Origin of the sequence: Streptomyces sp. M41(2017), assembly GCF_002078175.1 — a bacterium.
Taxonomy (GTDB): Bacteria; Actinomycetota; Actinomycetes; order Streptomycetales; family Streptomycetaceae; genus Streptomyces.
In genome coordinates this window covers 3964485-3981830 of record NZ_MWFK01000001.1, presented here as the reverse complement: position 1 = coordinate 3981830, position 17346 = coordinate 3964485, and the positions used below count along the sequence as shown (strand labels likewise).

General features: G+C 70.1%; 12 protein-coding genes. 2 read left to right on the top strand and 10 right to left on the bottom strand.

Translation table 11 applies throughout. The annotated features are described in order from the left end of the window. The first annotated feature begins 32 nt into the window (after positions 1-32). Both B0675_RS17560 and B0675_RS17555 read left to right on the top strand, forming a co-directional pair. Positions 33-869 (top strand): DNA-formamidopyrimidine glycosylase family protein, encoded by an 837-nt coding sequence (locus B0675_RS17560; RefSeq protein ID WP_081219756.1) that lies wholly within the window; start codon positions 33-35, stop codon positions 867-869. A 32-nt stretch (positions 870-901) separates the two neighbouring features. Then, complete coding sequence (locus B0675_RS17555; protein WP_081219755.1) at positions 902-1663, top strand: SDR family NAD(P)-dependent oxidoreductase; 762 nt, start codon at positions 902-904, stop codon at positions 1661-1663. Between the two features lie 258 nt (positions 1664-1921). On the opposite strand, the gene B0675_RS17550 is transcribed toward B0675_RS17555, so the two are convergent. The 10 genes from B0675_RS17550 to B0675_RS17505 all read right to left on the bottom strand — a co-directional run bounded on the left by B0675_RS17550 (position 1922) and on the right by B0675_RS17505 (position 16971). Next, positions 1922-2197, bottom strand: a complete 276-nt coding sequence (locus B0675_RS17550; RefSeq protein WP_081219754.1) for a hypothetical protein — start codon at positions 2195-2197, stop codon at positions 1922-1924. 131 nt (positions 2198-2328) lie between these two features. Next, a complete protein-coding gene (locus B0675_RS17545; protein WP_081219753.1) occupies positions 2329-2799 on the bottom strand; it encodes a DNA starvation/stationary phase protection protein in 471 nt (156 codons plus the stop codon). 220 nt (positions 2800-3019) lie between these two features. Then, positions 3020-3397, bottom strand: a complete 378-nt coding sequence (locus B0675_RS17540) for a helix-turn-helix transcriptional regulator (RefSeq protein WP_005481441.1) — start codon at positions 3395-3397, stop codon at positions 3020-3022. Between the two features lie 109 nt (positions 3398-3506). Next, a complete protein-coding gene (locus B0675_RS17535) occupies positions 3507-4052 on the bottom strand; it encodes a CinA family protein (RefSeq protein WP_081219752.1) in 546 nt (181 codons plus the stop codon). Then, a complete protein-coding gene (gene pgsA / locus B0675_RS17530) occupies positions 4049-4771 on the bottom strand; it encodes a CDP-diacylglycerol--glycerol-3-phosphate 3-phosphatidyltransferase (RefSeq protein ID WP_081219751.1) in 723 nt (240 codons plus the stop codon). The genes B0675_RS17535 and pgsA overlap by 4 nt, the downstream gene beginning before the upstream one ends. Continuing rightward, entirely contained in the window at positions 4768-6249 is a 1482-nt protein-coding gene (gene rimO / locus B0675_RS17525; protein WP_081219750.1) for a 30S ribosomal protein S12 methylthiotransferase RimO, read from the bottom strand. Before rimO ends, pgsA begins: the two co-directional genes overlap by 4 nt. Positions 6250-6340: 91 nt before the next feature. After that, the gene (locus B0675_RS17520) at positions 6341-7198 is read right to left on the bottom strand and encodes a helix-turn-helix domain-containing protein (RefSeq protein ID WP_081219749.1); all 858 of its coding nucleotides are present in this window, start codon (positions 7196-7198) and stop codon (positions 6341-6343) included. 333 nt (positions 7199-7531) lie between these two features. Continuing rightward, the gene (locus B0675_RS17515) at positions 7532-10273 is read right to left on the bottom strand and encodes a DNA translocase FtsK (RefSeq protein WP_241539806.1); all 2742 of its coding nucleotides are present in this window, start codon (positions 10271-10273) and stop codon (positions 7532-7534) included. Between the two features lie 153 nt (positions 10274-10426). Beyond that, a complete protein-coding gene (locus tag B0675_RS17510; RefSeq protein WP_081219747.1) occupies positions 10427-11110 on the bottom strand; it encodes a response regulator in 684 nt (227 codons plus the stop codon). Between the two features lie 368 nt (positions 11111-11478). Further along, positions 11479-16971, bottom strand: coding sequence for a HAMP domain-containing protein (locus B0675_RS17505; protein ID WP_107482652.1), 5493 nt, complete (start codon positions 16969-16971; stop codon positions 11479-11481). Positions 16972-17346 lie beyond the last annotated feature (375 nt).

Genomic DNA, 17346 nt, shown 5'->3' with positions numbered 1-17346 from the left:
CACCCGCTCCCCACCCGTGCCACCCTGGACCCATGCCTGAAGGAGACACCGTCTGGCACGCCGCGAAGCGGCTGCATGAGGCCCTCGCGGGCAAGGTACTGACCCGCTCCGACCTCCGCGTGCCGCAGTTCGCCACGGCGGACCTCACCGGTCGCACCGTCCTCGACGTCACTCCGCGCGGCAAGCACCTGCTCACCCGCATCGAGGGCGACCTCACACTGCACTCTCATCTGCGGATGGACGGCTCCTGGAAGGTGTTCGAGCCGGGCCGGCGCTGGAGCGGGGGACCCGCCCACCAGATCCGCGCCATCCTCGGCACGGCGGACCGCACCGCGGTCGGGTACCGCCTCCCCGTCCTCGAACTGCTCCGGACCACGGACGAGGACCGCGCGGTCGGACACCTCGGCCCCGACCTCCTGGGCCCGGACTGGGATCCGGACAAGGCCCTGCAGAACCTGCTGCGCGACCCGGACCGCGCCCTCGGCGAAGCCCTCCTCGACCAGCGGAATCTCGCCGGGATCGGCAACGTCTACAAGAGCGAGCTGTGCTTCCTCCTCGGCGTCACCCCCTGGCTCCCGGTCGGCGCCCTGCCCTCGGGCCTGGCCGCCCAGCTGCCCGACCTGGCGAAGAAGCTGCTGGAGTTCAACCGCGACCGCCCGGCCCGCATCACCACGGGCCGCAGCGACCAGCACCTCTACGTGTACGGGCGCGCCCCGCGGCCCTGCCTGCGCTGCGGAACACCGATCCGCGTCGCCGACCAGGGCGACGGATCCCGCGAACGCCCCACGTACTGGTGCCCCCACTGCCAGGCGGGCCCCACGCCGCCGGGCGGCCGGCGAGCCGTACATCAACACCGAACAACTAATTGACGGACCGTCAGAAACGCTCGTACCGTCGCTTCATGACCCTCGTCGCGTACGACCTCACCGGACGCACCGCCTTCGTCACCGGCGCGGCGAGCGGTATCGGCCGCGCGTCGGCGCTTCTGCTCGCGGAGGCGGGCGCCACCGTCCATTGCGCGGACCGGGACGCCCAGGGCCTGCACGAGACGGCGACCCTGGTCAAGGACCAGGGCGGAACGGCCCACACCCACCACATCGACGTCGCCGACCGCGCCCAGGTCCAGCAGGCCGTCGCTTCGTGCGACCGCGTCGACATCATGGCCGCGGTCGCCGGGATCATGCACAGCAGCCCCGTCCTGGAGACGGCGGACGAGGACCTCGACCGGGTGCTGAGCGTCAATTTCAGAGGGGTGCTCCACGCCTGCCAGGAGGCCGCGCGGGCCATGATCGCCCAGAGGGTCCGGGGCAGCATCGTCACGATGGCGTCGGGCGCAATCGACACCGGCGGCCCGGGCCTGTTCTGCTACAGCGTCTCGAAGGCGGCCGTCGTCCAGTTGACGAAGACGCTCGCCACGGAGGTCGGTCCGCACGGGATCCGCGTCAACGCGGTCGCGCCCGGCTGGGTCCGCACGCCCATGACCGACCACCACGGCGAGAAGCAGGCCCACACCGAGGCGTTCATGGCCCGCCTCTCACCGCTGGGCCGCGTCGGAGAACCCGAGGACATCGCCCACGCCGTGCTGCACCTGGCCTCGGAGGCCTCGGGGTTCACCACAGGCCAGATCCTGCGCCCCAACGGCGGCGTCGCGATGCCCTGGTAGCACGGCACCCCCATCACCCCGGCACCCGAACAACGGCCACGGGCCGCACCCCTGTCCCACGGAGCCGGAGCCACGAGACAGGGCTCGGGTCGAGGTGCCCGGAGAGCGGCGCGACGAGGCACAGCGCTTGGCCCCCGGACAAACAGCCAAGGCCCCCACCCCGCCCTCGGCGCCGAAGCCGCCAACCCGGACGACCCGCCAAAGGAGCGCGGGGAACGGCGCGACCGGCCACGGCACCCTCAGCGGCCCGGCCTCCGCCTAGCCCACCCCCGGAGCCGGCCCGTTCCCCTCGCCGCTCCCGCGGCGGCGCCAGGCCTCCCGCCAGTACGCCCACCACCGGTCGGAACCCACGGCGCCGGCCGCGCGCGACTTCGGCACACAGTGCACCGGGAGCAGGCTCAGCCCCCACCCGCCCGCGGCTATCGTCCCTTCGAGCACCCCCGCGTCGGGTGCGAGAGCGAGCCGGAGCACGCTGCACCACCACAGCACGCCCAGCACCAGAGCGGCCCCCCGGCGCACTATTCGCCCCGCCATGGCGCCCTCCTCCGGCCCGGCTCCGGGCCATCGATTCCACACACGCGTCACGAGTGATCTCATCGGCGGCCGACGGGGACGGTCGGCGGCGAAGCACCGGTCCGTCGGTCGGCCCGGTCGGCCGACAAGCCTCAGCCGTTCTCCGCCTGGAACATCCAGTGATGCTTCTCCAGGTCGGCCGTGATGCCGATGAAGATGTCCTGGCTCACCGGGTCCGGCTCACCGGTGGAGTCCACGCGTTCCCGCATCCGGGTGATCACGGCGCCGAGCGCGTCGACGAGGGCCGCCACCGCGTCCTCGTCCTTGATCCAGCCGTCGGGGGTCACGCCGATGCCGCTGCTGGTCGCCACCGTCGCGGCGCGTCCGTCGGGCGGGACGCCCAGCGTCGCGGCGCGCTCGGCGACGGTGTCGGAGTGCAGGCGCGCGGTGTCCACGACCTCGTCGAGTTGCAGGTGGACGGAGCGGAAACGGGGCCCCACGACGTTCCAGTGCACCTGCTTCGCGACGAGGGAGAGGTCCACCAGGTCGACCAGGGCGCCCTGCAAGGCCTCGGCGACGGTCTTCAGGTCCGCGTCGGACAGGGGGCTCTTCACGACGTACATCCACAACCTCCGATTCACGACGGGTCCGGCGGTCGGCCTCGCCCCGTCCCTCCACCATGAAGGGCGGGCCGGATACCGGCAAATGGACCCATACCGCTCTCCCCTACCCGCTTCCGGACAACGCGAAAGCCCCGGCCAGGCCCCTCAAGGTCTCCCTGGAGGTCGCCCCGGCCGGGGCTTTCCCTGTGCGTGATCGGCTCAGGGTGTGAGTCCGTGAACGTCAGGCGGCGACGACGTCGACCGCCTCGGCAGGCGCCTTGATGGTGACCCGTTCCGGTGGGACACCGGCCACCGATACGGAATTGAGCATCGGGCGACGCACCGGTGCGGGCACCGGTTCGGTGGCCGCAGCCGACTGGGCCAGCTCGGCGAGAGCGAGCTCGTCGCTCACTTCCCGCATGAGCTCGGACATCCGTACGTCCAGCGCGTCGCAGATCGCGGAGAGCAGCTCGGAGGATGCCTCCTTCTGCCCCCGCTCCACCTCGGAGAGATAGCCGAGTGAAACTCGGGCGGACGAGGAGACTTCGCGCAGAGTACGGCCCTGGCGCTGGCGCTGCCGACGCAGCACGTCACCAAGCAGGCGACGGAGCAGAATCATCGGTGGCTCCCTCCTCGGACCGCGTAGCCGCATCCTTCACGCCCCACCGTACCGCCTTGCGCCGCGGCCGTGCGGGGAGCGATGTCGTGTTCACTCAGGGCTGCAAACATCAAAACCCCCCGTTCTGTTCCGTATCCTGTGCCCGCTCATTCCCGGTCTGTTCGCCCGCCAGCTCCTTCAGGAGCAGGGCGAGCACGCTGCGTACACTCTCCATACGGATTTCCGCACGGCCACCGTTCAACCGCAGTGGCGCCACTTTCCCGCCGCCAGGGGCAGGAAATGTCCCGCGGGAGGGTCCCGCGACGGCCACGTACACCGTGCCGACCGGCTGGCCGTCCTGGGGATCCGGACCGGCGACGCCGGTGGTCGCGATCCCCCAGTCCGCACCGAGCGCCGTGCGCACTCCGGCCGCCATCTGGGCCGCGACCTGCGGATCCACCGCCCCGCGCTGGGCCAGCAGAGTGGCGTCGACACCCAGCAGCTGGTGCTTGAGCGGGGTGGCGTACGCGGTCACGGAGCCCCGGAACGCCTTCGAGGCGCCCGGCACCGCCGTGAGCTCGGCGGCCACCAGGCCACCGGTGAGCGACTCGGCGACGGCGAGGGTCTCGCCCCTCACCGTGAGTAGTCGCACCACCTCGGTGGCCGCGGACGTCACCGTGCGGCCTCCTCGGCTGCTGCCCGGCGCGCGGCGATTCCCTGCCGGCGCAGCACGATGGCCTGTCTCACATAGTCGAGTCCGGTGACCACGGTCAGGACGACGGCCACGGCCATCACCCAGAACCTCAGGGTGGCCAGCGCCCCCGTCAGCGCCAGGATGTACATCCCGACCGCCGTGCCCTGGGCCAGCGTCTTCAGCTTGCCGCCACGGCTCGCCGGGATGACCCCGTAACGGATGACGACGAAGCGCAGCAGGGTGACGCCCAGCTCACGGCCGAGGATGACGACGGTCACCCACCAGGGCAGATCGCCGAGGCCGGACAGGCAGATGAGCGCCGCGCCCATGATCGCCTTGTCGGCGATGGGGTCGGCGATCTTCCCGAAGTCGGTGACCAGGTTGTAGGTGCGTGCAAGGTGGCCGTCGAAGATGTCGGTGATCATGGCGACGGCGAACGCCGCCCAGGCCCAGGCGCGCATGGCGGGGTCGTAGCCGCCGTCGGCCAGCATCAGGGCCACGAAGCCGGGCACGAGGACGAGCCGGATCATGGTCAGGATGTTGGCGATGTTCCACAGGCTGGCCTGGTCGACGGCCGCGGCGGGCAGCTTCCCGCCGCGTACCTGCTTGCCGTCGCCCGGAGCACCGGACGCGTCGGGGGCGCTCGTCGCGCCTTTGGCGCTGGGGGAGCCGCCCGCCGCGGATGCCGGGACTCCGGTCATCTGGCCGCCTCCTCAGTCTCCGTACACGCGAGCGCGCCGATCAGCGGCTCGGCCACCAGGTCGACACCTTCCGTACCGACCACCTTGGCCTCGACGATACGGCCGACGGTCAGACCCGCGCCGCTCGTGAACAGCACCTGTCCGTCCGTCTCGGGCGCCTGGTGCGCGGCGCGGCCGTACGCTCCGTCCTCGCCGTCGACCGACTCGACCAGGACGTGGACCGTCTCGCCGACGCGCTCCTCGGCGCGCTGGGCGACCAGTTCCTCGGCGAGGCGGGACACGCGCGCGAGGCGCTCGGCGACGACGTCCTCGTCCAGCTTGTTCTCGAAGGTCGCCGCCTCGGTGCCGTCCTCGTCGGAGTAGCCGAAGACGCCGATCGCGTCGAGGCGGGCACCCGTGAGGAAACGCTCCAGCTCGGCGAGGTCGGCCTCGCTCTCGCCGGGGAACCCGACGATGAAGTTCGAGCGCACGCCGGCCTGCGGGGCCTTGGCCCGGATGGTGTCGAGCAGTTCGAGGAACCGGTCGGTGTCGCCGAAGCGGCGCATGGAGCGCAGCACGTCGGGCGCGGAGTGCTGGAAGGACAGGTCGAAGTAGGGCGCGACGTTCTCCGTCGACGTGAGGACGTCGATCAGGCCGGGGCGCATCTCGGCCGGCTGGAGGTAGCTGACCCGCACCCGCTCGATGCCGTCGATCTCGGCCAGCTCGGGCAGCATCGTCTCCAGGAGACGGATGTCACCGAGGTCCTTGCCGTACGAGGTGTTGTTCTCGGAGACCAGCATGATCTCCTTCACGCCCTGCTCGGCGAGCCAGCGGGCCTCGTTCAGGACGTCGCTGGGGCGGCGCGAGATGAACGAGCCGCGGAAGGACGGGATCGCGCAGAACGTGCAGCGGCGGTCGCAGCCGGAGGCGAGCTTCACCGAGGCGACAGGGGAACCGCCCAGCCTGCGGCGCAGGGGCGCGCGGGGACCGGAGACCGGGGCGACACCCTCGGGCAGGTCGGTGGGGGCGCCGTGGCCGGGAAGGGCTACTTCCTCGCCCGCGGTCTGCCGCTCGGCGGGGCTGATCGGCAGCAGCTTGCGGCGGTCGCGCGGGGTGTGGGAGGCGTGGATGCCGCCGTTCAGGATGGTCTGCAGGCGGTCGGAGATGTCGGCGTAGTCGTCGAATCCGAGCACGCCGTCGGCCTCGGGGAGGGCTTCGGCGAGTTCCTTGCCGTACCGCTCGGCCATGCAGCCCACCGCCACGACGGCCTGGGTTCTGCCGTGCCCCTTGAGGTCGTTGGCTTCGAGCAGGGCGTCGACGGAGTCCTTTTTGGCGGCTTCGACGAAGCCACAGGTGTTGACGACGGCGACGTCCGCTTGCTCGGCGTCCTCCACGAGGTGCCAGCCGTCCGCCTCCAAGCGGCCTGCGAGCTCCTCCGAGTCCACCTCGTTACGGGCGCAGCCAAGGGTGACGAGTGCGACGGTACGGCGTTCAGGCATGGGCTCAAGACTACTTTGTCTCTCCGACACCCCACGTCGACGGGGTTGGCCGATCTTGGCCAACCCCGTGGACTGCTTGTCTCCGCCGGTCTCAGCCGACCTGCGGGTCGCCCTTCGTGTAGGTCAGACGCTCGACCGCGCCCGGCCGGAAGTCGTCCTCGATCTTCTTGCCGTTGACGTAGAGCTGGATGGCTCCGGCGTCACCGAGGATCAGGTTGATCTTGGAGCTGTCCTGGAAGGTCTTGGACTCGCCCTGGTTCAGCAGGCCGTCGAAGAGCATCCGGCCGTTGTGGTCCTTGGCGGAGATCCAGCTGCGTCCGTCCGGGGCACTGACCCGTACGGTCACCTTGTCCGCCGGGGCGGCCGCGATGGCGCTGTCGGACGGGTCCGGCTTCGGGTCGGCGGGCTTGCTGGCGTTCGCCGTGGGCGAGGCCGCCTTGCTGGCGGTGGGCGTCGAGCCCTCGGCGACCTGGGTCTTCGAGTCGTCGCCGCTGTCGCCCCCCTTGACGACGGTGAACCCGACGAAGCCGATCACCGCGACGATCGCGGCGACCATCGCGGCCGTCCAGTTCGGTCCGCGCCGCTCGGGACGGATGCGTTCCGCCTCGAAGAGCGGGGCGGCGGGCGTCGGCGCGGGACGTCCGCCGTGGTCGGCGTCGTACTGGGCGAGGAGGGGTGCCGGATCGAGCTGGACGGCGCGAGCCAGCGTCCGGATGTGGCCGCGGGCGTAGACGTCGCCGCCGCACGGGGTGAAGTCGTCCTGTTCGATGGCGTGGATGATCGTGATGCGGACGCGGGTGGCGTTGCTGACGTCGTCGACGGTCAGGCCGGCGTCGATGCGCGCCTGCTGGAGGGCACGGCCGACCGAGATCCGCTCGACCGCACTGTCGTCTTCGAACGGACGCTCGTCTTCGGGGGTGTTGCCGTCAGGGGAGTTGCCGATGGACACGGGGGCGCCTTTCGAGCGTGTAGCCACCTGTGCTGGAGGTTCAGTCTAGGGGGGGTACGAAAGGGTGGGGCAACCGGGCGGTGGGACTTTGTACGCCATCAGAATGGCCGGTCATCCTGACGCCGGGACAGTTCGCGTCCCTTCGCTCAACTTGACGTGCGACGAAGGGAAACGGTTGCCCGTCGATCCCTTACGGGTGAGTCACGTTCGAATATCAGACTGGGGCTGAACGTGTCGTTCCGCCACCCGCGCGGCGAACGCCCCACCTTCGGACGTCCCGCCGTGCGTCCATCCTGACCCGACCGGCTGTCCCGTCTTCCTCCGCCGAAGTGCCTACGCTTCTGCTTCCCCGCGAATCACGGCCAACACTCCGTCGAGCTCGTCCGCCTTCACGAGCACGTCGCGGGCCTTGGATCCCTCGCTCGGTCCGACGATGCCGCGCGACTCCATCAGGTCCATCAGACGGCCCGCCTTGGCGAAGCCGACCCGCAGCTTGCGCTGGAGCATCGAGGTGGACCCGAACTGCGAGGTGACGACCAGCTCGGCCGCCGCGCACAGCAGGTCGAGGTCGTCGCCGATGTCCTCGTCGATCTCCTTCTTCTGCTTGGTGCCCACGGTGACGTCGTCCCGGAAGACGGGCGCCATCTGGTCCTTGCAGTGCTGCACGACCGCGGCGACCTCGTCCTCCGTGACGAAGGCGCCCTGCATACGCGTGGGCTTGTTGGCCCCCATCGGCAGGAAGAGCCCGTCGCCCTTGCCGATGAGCTTCTCGGCGCCGGGCTGGTCGAGGATGACGCGCGAGTCGGCGAGCGAGGACGTGGCGAAGGCGAGCCGGGACGGCACGTTCGCCTTGATCAGACCGGTGACGACGTCCACCGAGGGGCGCTGCGTGGCGAGCACCAGGTGGATGCCGGCGGCGCGCGCGAGCTGGGTGATGCGCACGATCGCGTCCTCGACGTCACGCGGGGCGACCATCATCAGGTCGGCGAGCTCGTCGACGATCACCAGGAGGTACGGGTACGGGGTCAGCTCGCGCTCGCTGCCCTCAGGCAGCTTGACCTTGCCGCTGCGGATGGCCGCGTTGAAGTCGTCGATGTGCCGGTACCCGAACGCGGCGAGGTCGTCGTAGCGCAGGTCCATCTCGCGGACGACCCACTGGAGCGCCTCGGCGGCCCGCTTCGGGTTGGTGATGATCGGCGTGATCAGGTGCGGGATGCCCTCGTAGGCGGTCAGCTCGACGCGCTTGGGGTCGACCAGGACCATCCGCACGTCCTCGGGGGTCGCGCGGACCATGACCGAGGTGATCAGGCAGTTGATGCACGAGGACTTGCCGGAGCCGGTGGCGCCGGCGACCAGCACGTGCGGCATCTTCGCGAGGTTGGCCATCACGTAGCCGCCCTCGACGTCCTTGCCGAGCGCGACGAGCATCGGGTGGTCGTCCTCGGCGGCGTCCGCGAGTCGCAGCACGTCGCCGAGGTTGACCATCTCGCGGTCGGTGTTGGGGATCTCGATGCCGACCGCGGACTTGCCGGGGATCGGGCTGATGATCCGCACGTCGGGGCTGGCGACCGCGTACGCGATGTTCTTGGTCAGTGCGGTGATGCGCTCGACCTTCACGGCGGGGCCGAGCTCGACCTCGTAGCGCGTGACCGTCGGACCGCGCGTGAAGCCGGTGACGGCCGCGTCGACCTTGAACTCCCGGAAGACGTTCTGCAGGGAGGCGACCACCGCGTCGTTGGCGGCGCTGCGTGTCTTGCCCGGGCCGCCGCGCTCCAGGAGGTCGAGCGAGGGCAGCGAGTACGTGATGTCCCCGGAGAGCTGGAGCTGCTCCGCGCGCGGAGGCAGGTCGCGGGGTGCGTCCGGCGCCGCCTTGGTGAGGTCGGGCACGACCCCTTCGGAGGGCAGGGCCTCCTGCTTCGGCCGCTTGGCCCCCGGCACCGGGCCCTTGGCCCGGGCGGCGGGCACCGGCGTGGTCTCCTCGTAGCCGTCGCGCTCCACGCTGACGCCCTGCGTCAGGTCGGCGACCAGCGGCGAGGGCGGCATCCCGTGCAGCACGGCGCCGTCGAGCGCGGCGGCGGCCGCCGCGGCGACGTCCACGGCGTCCATCGGCCGGTTCATGTCGGGCTGCTGCCCGCCGGGCCGCCGGGGCCGGCTCCGCCGCTTGGTGAGCGCGTCCTGCTCGGCGTTGTCGGGGTCGTACGCGTCGGGAGCCTGCGGGCGTCGGCGGGAACGCCCCGGGGTCGCCTCGCGCCACTGCTCGTCGTAGCGCTCGTCGTCGTCGCCGAACGCGTCCTCGTCGAAGTCGGCCTGGACGATGCCGAGCTTCTGGCCGAGCAGTCGCAGCCGCTGCGGGATCGCGTTGACCGGGGTGGCCGTGACAACCAGCAGCCCGAAGATCGTGAGCAGCACGAGGAGCGGCACGGCGAGGACGTCGCCCATCGTGTACGTGAGCGGGGTGGAGGCACCCCAGCCGATGAGTCCGCCGGCGTCCCTTATCGCCTGCATGCCGTCGCTGCGCGCGGGCGACCCGCACGCGATGTGGACCTGTCCGAGCACACCGATCGCGAGCGCGGACAGACCGATGACGATGCGTCCGTTGGCCTCGGGCTGCTCGGGGTGGCGGATGAGCCGGGCCGCGATGACGCCGAGGAATATCGGCACGAGCAGGTCGAGGCGTCCGAAGGCACCGGTGACGAGCATCTCGACGAGGTCGCCGACCGGGCCACGCAGGTTGGACCAGGTTCCCGCCGCGACGATCAGGGCGATGCCGAGCAGCAGGAGCGCGACCCCGTCCTTGCGGTGGGCCGGGTCGAGGCCCTTGGCACCCCGCCCTATGCCGCGGAAGGTCGCTCCGACGGCATGGGCGACACCCAGCCACAGGGCGCGCACCAGTCGGTACACGCCCGCGGTCGGGCTGGGCACCGGCGCGGGAGCGGGCCTCTTGGCCGCGGTCCTTCTGGCAGGCGCCTTCTTGGCGGCTGCCTTTTTCGCGGGGGCCTTCTTCGCCGGAGCCTTCGTCGGAGCGGCCGCCTTCTTCGCGGGCGGCTTCTTGGCTGCGGACTGACGTGAGGCCATGTGTGTGAGGTTACCGGTGGAGACGACAGGGGACACGTGTGCCCACGGCTTCACCCGTTCGTGTCGCCCTTGCCGGGGACCGGAACTGACGCGTCCTCATCCGGTTTCCGGGTCGGCCGCGCCGAGGTCGACAACGTTTCCGCCGACGTCGGTTCAGCTCTGCGACGGCAGCGGCGGTGCGCTCCCGGTGCCCGGCTCCAGGGCGTCCAGCGCTCTGCGGAGTCCGGTCAGCTTGCGTTCGAGGTGGGCGGCGGTCGCGACCGCCGCCGCGTCCGCGGAGTCGTCGTCCAACTGCTTGGACAGGGCCTCCGCCTGCTCCTCAACGGCCGCGAGCCGCGCGGACAGTTCGGCGAGAAGCCCGGCGGGCTCCTTGGTGTCGCCGAGCGTCGCCTTGCCGCCGCCACCCTCCAGCTGGAGCCGCAGCAGGGCCGCCTGCTCCCGGAGTTGGCAGTTCTTCATGTACAGCTCGACGAAGACCGAGACCTTCGCGCGCAGCACCCACGGGTCGAACGGTTTGGAGATGTAGTCCACAGCGCCGGCCGCGTACCCCCGGAAGGTGTGGTGGGGGCCGTGGTTGATGGCGGTGAGGAAGATGATCGGGATGTCCCGGGTCCGCTCACGCCGCTTGATGTGCGCGGCGGTCTCGAAACCGTCCATGCCCGGCATCTGGACGTCCAGCAGGATGACCGCGAAGTCGTCCGTGAGCAGCGCCTTGAGCGCTTCCTCCCCGGACGATGCCCGCACCAGTGTCTGATCGAGCGCGGAGAGGATCGCCTCCAGCGCCAGCAGATTCTCCGGCCGGTCATCGACCAGGAGGATCTTGGCCTTCTGCACCATGGCCCGCCCTCCTCGCCCCGGCATGGGGCCTCCCCTGTCCGCAGGACTTGGGGTACCACCGGGGGCCGCCCCAGAGGACGACTCCCTTACGTCGTCCGTCCTTGTGCCGGTCATGGTAGCCGCACCCCGCCTGTCGCCACACCCTGTCACCGTGATGTCACTGTGCACGTAGCAGAAACGTCGCGGGAGACCAGAAGGTTCCCCGTTTCCCGTGCTTCTACACGGCCTCGGGCCCAGTCCGTTGTACGACCTGTCGTACGAGGTCGGGCCCCTGCCGCGACCGTGCCGCACGGTCGACGGCCCGTCGACACCGCGTCACCGGGGGACGGCTCGCGCCCCCGCCCGGTGTCGCCCATCTCACCCCGCTGTCACCCCTCGCGCATCCACTGCTCCATCACGGAGAGCAGGTGATCGGGATCGACCGGCTTGGTCACGTAGTCGGAGGCCCCCGACTCGATCGCCTTCTCCCGGTCGCCCTTCATCGCCTTCGCCGTCAGCGCGATGATCGGCAGTCCCGCGAACTGCGGCATCCTGCGGATCGCCGTGGTCGTCGCATACCCGTCCATCTCCGGCATCATGATGTCCATCAGAACGACCGTCACGTCGTCGTGCTGCTCCAGGACCTCGATGCCCTCACGGCCGTTCTCCGCGTACAGCACCGACAGACCGTGCTGCTCCAGGACGCTCGTCAGCGCGAACACGTTGCGGATGTCGTCGTCGACGATGAGGACCTTCTCCCCCTCGAAGCGGATGCCCCGGCGCGGCTGCGATCCCGTCTCCGGGATCGCCCACTGCTCCTGAGAGCCTCCCGCACCGCTCTCGGGCTGCCCGGGGGCGGCGCCGTGCTCCTCGGCCGCGGGAAGCGCCCTGCGGCGCCTCCTGAACAGCGCGGCGGGTCCGTTCTGGGTCTCCTGGTACGACTTCACCTCGGCCGTCATCTCGACGCCCGACCCCGCCAGCTCCGCCTCGGAGGCGAGCAGCTCCCCCGCCTCCATCGCCGGCGCCAGCTGCCCGTAGCCCTGCGGCGGCAGTTCGCTCGGGTGCAGCGGCAGGTACAGCGTGAAGGTGGAGCCGCGTCCCGGCTCGCTCTGCGCGTGGATCTCGCCGCCCAGCAGCCGCGCGATCTCCCGGGAGATGGAGAGCCCGAGGCCCGTGCCGCCGTACTTGCGGCTCGTCGTGCCGTCCGCCTGCTTGAAGGCCTCGAAGATCACCCGCATCTTGCTCGCGGCGATCCCGATACCGGTGTCGGTCACGGAGAACGCGATGAGGTCGCCGTCCGCGTCCCGCAGCGAACCCGACTCCAGGAGCTGCTCCCGGATGGCCACCGGCACGTCCGCGCCGGCCGGCCGGATCACCAGCTCGACCGCCCCGGAGTCGGTGAACTTCACCGCGTTGGACAGCAGGTTGCGCAGCACCTGGAGCAGGCGCTGTTCGTCCGTGTGCAGCGTGGCGGGCAGCTCGGGCGAGACCCGGACCGAGAAGTCGAGGCCCTTCTCCGCCGTCAGCGGGCGGAAGGTGGCCTCCACGTAGTCGACGAGCTGGACGAGCGCGATCCGGGTCGGCGACACGTCCATCTTGCCCGCCTCGACCTTGGACAGGTCGAGGATGTCGTTGATCAGCTGGAGCAGGTCCGAGCCCGCGCCGTGGATCGTCTCGGCGAACTCGACCTGCTTGGGCGTCAGGTTCGTGTCCGCGTTGTCGGCGAGCAACTTGGCGAGGATCAGCAGCGAGTTGAGCGGCGTCCGCAGCTCGTGCGACATGTTCGCCAGGAACTCGCTCTTGTAGCGCATGGAGACGGCGAGCTGCTCGGCACGCTCCTCCAGGACCTGGCGGGCCTCCTCGATCTCGGTGTTCTTCACCTCGATGTCGCGGTTCTGCTGGGCCAGCAGTTCGGCCTTGTCCTCCAGCTCCGCGTTCGAGTCCTGGAGCGCCTTCTGCCGGTTCTCCAACTCCGCCGAGCGCTCGCGCAGTTGCTCGGTCAGCTCCTGCGACTGCCGGAGCAGCACCTCCGTCTTGGTGTTCACGGAGATGGTGTTGACGCTCGTCGCGATCATCTCGGCGATCTGGTTCAGGAAGTCCTTCTGGATCTGCGTGAACGGCGTGAACGACGCCAGTTCGATGACACCGAGCACCGTCCCCTCGAACAGCACCGGAAGCACGATGACCTGCGCCGGGGGCGCCTCACCGAGCCCGGACGAGATCTTCAGGTAGCCGCTCGGCGCGTTCTCCACGAGGATCGTGCGCTTCTCCTGCGCGGCCGTCCCGATCAACGCCTCACCGGGCCGGAACGACGTCGGCATGGAGCCCATCGAGTAGCCGTACGACCCGAGCATGCGCAGCTCGTACGCCTCCTCGTTCTCGGCGCCCGCGTCCTTGCCGTCGACCAGCGGCATGGACAGGAAGAACGCGCCGTGCTGGGCCGAGACGACCGGCGTCAGCTCGCTCATGATCAGCGAGGCCACGTCGTCGAGGTCGCGGCGGCCCTGCATCAGGGCGGAGATGCGGGCGAGGTTGCCCTTCAGCCAGTCCTGCTCCTTGTTCGCGATCGTGGTGTCGCGCAGGTTGGCGATCATCTTGTTGATGTAGTCCTGCAGTTCCTGGATCTCGCCGGACGCGTCCACGTCGATCTTCAGGTTCAGGTCACCGCGGGTCACCGCGGTCGCCACGCGCGCGATGGCGCGCACCTGCCGGGTCAGGTTCCCGGCCATCTCGTTCACCGACTCGGTGAGGTCGCGCCAGGTGCCGTCCACGTCACGCACCCGTGCCTGGCCGCCCAGCTGCCCCTCGGTGCCCACCTCGCGGGCCACTCGGGTGACCTCCTCGGCGAAGGACGACAGCTGGTCGACCATCGTGTTGATGGTGGTCTTCAGCTCCAGGATCTCGCCGCGCGCGTCGATGTCGATCTTCTTGGTCAGGTCGCCCTTCGCGATGGCCGTCGTGACCATCGCGATGTTGCGCACCTGGCCGGTCAGGTTGGACGCCATCCCGTTCACCGACTCGGTGAGGTCCTTCCACGTGCCCGACACGCCCGGTACGCGCGCCTGCCCGCCGAGGATGCCGTCCGTGCCCACCTCGCGGGCCACCCGGGTCACCTGGTCGGCGAACGAACTCAGCGTCTTCACCATGGTGTTGACGGTGTCGGCGAGCTGCGCGACCTCACCGCTCGCCTCGACCGTGACCTTCTTGGTGAGGTCGCCGTTGGCCACCGCCGTCGCGACCTGGGAGATGTTCCGCACCTGGTTGGTCAGGTTGTTGGCCATCACGTTGACGTTGTCGCTGAGGTCCTTCCAGATGCCGGTGACACCCGGCACCCGCGCCTGACCGCCCAGGTTGCCGTCCGTGCCCACCTCGCGGGCCACCCGCGTCACCTGCTCGGCGAAGTTCGACAGCTGGTCGACCATCGTGTTGACGGTCGTGACCAGTTCGAGGATCTCGCCCTTCGCGTCGACGGTGATCTTCTTCGACAGGTCGCCCTTCGCGACCGCGGTGGTGACCTCGGCGATGTTGCGCACCTGGATGGTCAGGTTGTTGGCCATGAAGTTCACGGACTGGGTGAGGTCCTTCCAGGTGCCGGAGACACCCTGGACCTCGGCCTGCCCGCCCAGCATGCCCTCGGTGCCCACCTCGCGGGCCACCCGCGTCACCTGCTCGGCGAAGTTCGAGAGCTGGTCCACCATCGTGTTGAGGGTGTTCTTCAGCTCCAGGATCTCGCCGCGCGCGTCCACGTCGATCTTCTGCGACAGGTCACCCCGGGCCACCGCCGTCGCCACCTGCGCGATGTTGCGCACCTGGGCGGTGAGGTTGCCGGCCATGCCGTTCACCGAGTCGGTCAGGTCACGCCAGACACCGGCGACGCCGGGCACCTGCGCCTGACCGCCCAGCCGGCCCTCCGTACCCACCTCGCGCGCCACCCGCGTCACCTGGTCGGCGAACGCGGAGAGCTGGTCGACCATCGTGTTGATGGTGTTCTTCAGCTCCAGGATCTCGCCGCGCGCGTCCACGTCGATCTTCTGCGAGAGGTCGCCCCGGGCCACCGCCGTGGTCACCTGTGCGATCTGCCGCACCTGTGAAGTCAGGTTCCCCGCCATGAAGTTGACGGAGTCGGTGAGTTCCTTCCACGTACCGGACACGCCGTCCACCCGGGCCTGACCGCCCAGCCGGCCCTCGGTGCCCACGTCCCGGGCCATCCGCGTCACCTGGTCCGCGAAGCTGGAGAGCTGGTCGACCATCGTGTTGACGGTGTTCTTCAGCTCCAGCATCTCGCCGGACACGTCCACGGTGACCTTCTGCGACAGGTCACCGTTCGCGACCGCCGTCGTCACCTGCGCGATGTTGCGCACCTGACCGGTCAGGTTCTGGAACGCCGTGTTGACCGAGTCCGTCAGGTCCTTCCACGTCCCCGCCACACCCGGCACCTGCGCCTGGCCGCCCAGCTCGCCCTCGACGCCGACCTCGCGCGCCACCCGCGTGACCTCGACACCGAACGACGACAGCTGGTCGACCATCGTGTTGACGGTGTTCTTCAGCTCCAGCATCTCGCCGGCCACGTCCACGGTGACCTTCTGCGACAGGTCGCCGTTGGCCACCGCCGTCGTCACCGCGGCGATGTCACGCACCTGCGTCGTCAGGTTCCGGAAGACCGTGTTGACCGAGTCCGTCAGGTCCTTCCACGTGCCCGCGGCGCCCGGCACGTTCGCCTGGCCGCCGAGCTGTCCCCCGGCTCCGACCTCGTTGGCCACGCGAGTGACCTCGTCGGCGAACGTCCGCAGCGTCTCGGTCATCTGGTTGATCGTCTCGGCGAGCTGCGCGACCTCGCCCCGCGCCGAGACCGTCACCTTCTGCGACAGGTCACCGCTCGCGACCGCCGTCGTCACCTGCGCGATCCCGCGCACCTGGGCCGTCAGGTTGCCGGCCATCAGGTTCACCGAGTCGGTGAGGTCCTTCCAGACTCCGGCCACCCCGGGCACCTGCGCCTGACCGCCCAGCTCGCCCTCGGTGCCCACCTCACGGGCGACCCGTGTCACCTCGGAGGAGAACGACGAGAGCTGGTCGACCATCGTGTTGACGGTGTTCTTCAGCTCCAGCATCTCGCCGGACACGTGGACCGTGACCTTGCGCGACAGGTCACCCTTGGCGACCGCCGTGGTCACCAGCGCGATGTCCCGCACCTGCGCGGTCAGCCGGTACGCCATCGTGTTGACCGAGTCCGTCAGGTCCTTCCACGAACCCGACATCCCGCGCACCCGGGCCTGCCCGCCCAGCTTGCCCTCCGTACCCACCTCGCTGGCCACCCGCGTGACCTCGTCGGTGAACGTCGACAACTGGTCGACCAGGTTGTTGACCGTCCGCCCGACCTTCAGGAACTCCCCGCGCAGCGGATGCCCGTTCCCGTCCGCCGCCTGCGCGCGCAGATCCATCCGCGGCGACAGATCGCCCTCCGCGACCGCGGACAGGACGCGGCCGACCTCGGAGACCGGTCGTACGAGATCGTCGACCAGCGCGTTCGACGCGTCGATCGCGGCCGCCCAGGAGCCCTCGCTGACCCCCGTCTCCAGCCGCTCCGTGAGCTTTCCCTCACGGCCCACCACCCGCCGTACTCGCGACAGCTCGCCGGTCAGGTGCAGATTGCGGTCGGCGACCTCGTTGAACACCGCGGCGATCTCGGACATCACCCCGTCGCCGGAGACCGTGAGCCGCTTGCGGAAGTTCCCGTCCCGCATCGACACCAGGGCGGCCAGCATGCGGTTGAGGGCCGCCGTGTCCACCTCGGTGGTGCCTCCCCGCGACGCACGCCCGCTGTTCAGGGACTGTCCGCCTTTCGCGCGCGTCCTACCGCCCCGCGTCGCTGCGCCAGACTCCACTGTGTCCCTCCCGCAAGGGTCGACCATTACTGCTCGGCGTACTCGGGTACTGCTGCTCGGCGTGCGAAGGAGGCACTCGGCGTGCCCGGACCTTCTCCATGGAGCCTGCCCAGTGTTTCACCCCGGCTGAACCAGGCCATAACAGTTCGGCAGCTTCGCACATCGTCCGCACACGATCGGGCCTTGTCCGCGCCCCCGCGGAACGGGAGCCGGCCCCGGTCGCGGACGACCACAGGCACGCGGCGGAACGGAAACTCCCGGCCCTTCCGGACGGAAACACTGGCGACCGGCATCCGCATGGACGGCGAAGGTAAGTAACCTTGCATGCGGCTGTCCAGCCATGCCGGACCTGTCCGGCCTGGGCGGTGGCACGAG

Coding starts and splice junctions, on each gene's coding strand:
- B0675_RS17515 (WP_241539806.1), bottom strand. CDS start 10,273: ATGGCCTCACGTCAGTCCGCAGCCAAGAAGCCGCCCGCGAAGAAGGCG.
- B0675_RS17560 (WP_081219756.1), top strand. CDS start 33: ATGCCTGAAGGAGACACCGTCTGGCACGCCGCGAAGCGGCTGCATGAG.
- B0675_RS17550 (WP_081219754.1), bottom strand. CDS start 2,197: ATGGCGGGGCGAATAGTGCGCCGGGGGGCCGCTCTGGTGCTGGGCGTG.
- rimO (WP_081219750.1), bottom strand. CDS start 6,249: ATGCCTGAACGCCGTACCGTCGCACTCGTCACCCTTGGCTGCGCCCGT.
- B0675_RS17545 (WP_081219753.1), bottom strand. CDS start 2,799: ATGTACGTCGTGAAGAGCCCCCTGTCCGACGCGGACCTGAAGACCGTC.
- pgsA (WP_081219751.1), bottom strand. CDS start 4,771: ATGACCGGAGTCCCGGCATCCGCGGCGGGCGGCTCCCCCAGCGCCAAA.
- B0675_RS17510 (WP_081219747.1), bottom strand. CDS start 11,110: ATGGTGCAGAAGGCCAAGATCCTCCTGGTCGATGACCGGCCGGAGAAT.
- B0675_RS17555 (WP_081219755.1), top strand. CDS start 902: ATGACCCTCGTCGCGTACGACCTCACCGGACGCACCGCCTTCGTCACC.
- B0675_RS17540 (WP_005481441.1), bottom strand. CDS start 3,397: ATGATTCTGCTCCGTCGCCTGCTTGGTGACGTGCTGCGTCGGCAGCGC.